Here is a 1830-nt window from a genome sequence, read left to right as displayed (position 1 = left end):
GTTCGACCTTGCCCGCCTGCGGCACGGCAACGTCGGGAGTGTCGTCCTGGCTCATGGTCAGTTCCTCCGCGTGCCATCCGTGCGCTCGATGCGCACCACGTCGCCACCGTCCCCGCCCAAGCGCAGTTCAGCCGCACCGAACAGTCGATCGACGATGTAGTACGGCGAGCGGAAGCGGTAGTTCACCAGTTGCCCGTCGCCTTGCGCGCCGATCACGAACAGCGGCGGCAGCTCGCCTTGGGCGATGCCCGGCGGGAACTGGATATAGACCTTCTCGCCGTCGTCGAAAGCGCGCAGAGGCTTCCACGGCGGATTGCTGCCGCTGATCGCGTAGCGGAAGCGGATGCGCTCAAGCGACAGGCCGGTATCGACCGGCGCGGTCGCTGCGCGGCCTGCGCCTGGCGCTGCAAGGCAAGCATCCGATCTCTCGGGTAATCCCAGGAAACCGATGCCATCCAGGCGCGTTCGGTCGAAGTCAGTTCCAGCAGGTACGTCCGGCGGCTGGTGGTGATGACCAGGTTCGTCTTCAACCCGGAACGGATCGGCTTCACCAGCACATTGATGCGCAGTTCGTCGCCGCTGCCGCTGGACGTGTCGCCGACGATCCAGCGCACGGTATCGCCGGCGGCGACCGTCACCAGTTCTTCGCCGGGCTGGAGCGAAATCACGGTCACGCGCCCCGGCGCGGCATAGACCTGATACAGCGCGCCGTCGGTGTACGGCCAGACCTGAATCGCGTTGACGTAGCCCTCGCGCGTGGGCGCAATGCGCGCCTCGGCATTGGCCTTCGATACGCGCACGGTTTCGTCGGTCGGCTCCGGCGCCGGCGGCGCTTCGTCCACCTCGGGCAGCGGTTTCAACTGCGCCGGCATCGGCAGCACCGTTGGCACCTCTACCACTTCGACCGGCTTGGGCGGTTCAGGCAACGGCTGGGCCTGCACGGGTTCATCGAGCGAAATGGTCGGCGGCGGCTTGCCCTGAGTGGCGCAGCCCGCCAGGACAAGAAGCATCAACGGCAAAGCGTAAAAGCGGAAAGGCAGGTTCATGGCTTGGCTCCTTCGGAAGAATCCAGCTCGCGGCTCCACGACAGGCCGTTGACGTAGATGCCCAGCGGGTTGTGGCGCAGACGTTCCTCGGTGCGCGGGGTTTGCAGCACGATGGACACCACGGCCGTCCACCGCTCCAGCCCGGCGGCCGCGCCATTGACGTAGCGGCGCTCCGTCCAGCGCACGTTGAAAGACGTGTCGCTGGCGCGCACGACACTGGTGATCTGCACCGTCACCGACTCGCGGCCGATGCGTGCGAACGGGTCGTTGGTGCGGGCGTGGTCGTTGAGCACGGCCGCGCCCCTGTCTGTGGTGTAGTCGTAGGCGTCCAGCCAGTTCTGCCGCACCACGATGGGGTCGATGGACAGCGATCGAACCAGCGTGATGAAGCGCGCGATGTGGTGCGCCGTCTGCGCGTCGTTGGGCTGGTACGGCGTGGCCGCTTCGCCCACGGCGCGTACCTGGCCGGCGTTGTCCACTTCCACGACATAAGGCGTGACGATGGACTGCGCCGAACGCCAGACCAGGCCGCCAGCCATCAGCAGCGCCAGCACCAGGCAGCCGAAGGCCATCAGCCGCCAGTTCTTCGCCTGCACGCGGGCCGAGCCGATACGCTCGTCCCACACCTGCGCGGCGGATTGGTATGGGGTGGCAGGCTGCGGCGTATCGGCATAGCGCACCTGCGGTCGCTTGAATCGCATGGTCGTCTCTCCTTATGAATCGGAATCGCGCAGGCTCGGGCCTTGCCCTGATCCACCACCATCGCCACCGCGCAGCGTGTGAG

1 protein-coding gene and 1 pseudogene are annotated in these 1830 nt (G+C 66.8%); both read right to left on the bottom strand.

The genetic code is table 11. The annotated features are described in order from the left end of the window. Nucleotides 1-57: 57 nt before the first annotated feature. Nucleotides 58-1046: pseudogene (gene trbG, locus BSZ31_RS12515) on the bottom strand (P-type conjugative transfer protein TrbG). Further along, nucleotides 1043-1747, bottom strand: a complete 705-nt coding sequence (trbF, locus tag BSZ31_RS12510) for a conjugal transfer protein TrbF (RefSeq protein ID WP_105029022.1) — start codon at nucleotides 1745-1747, stop codon at nucleotides 1043-1045. Before trbF ends, trbG begins: the two are co-directional and overlap by 4 nt. Nucleotides 1748-1830 lie beyond the last annotated feature (83 nt).

Source organism: Limnobacter sp. SAORIC-690 (genome assembly GCF_002954425.1).
Classification (GTDB): Bacteria; Pseudomonadota; Gammaproteobacteria; order Burkholderiales; family Burkholderiaceae_B; genus Limnobacter; species Limnobacter profundi.
The sequence above is the reverse complement of the archived record's forward strand: the minus strand, read 5'-3'. Positions and strand labels throughout refer to the sequence as shown.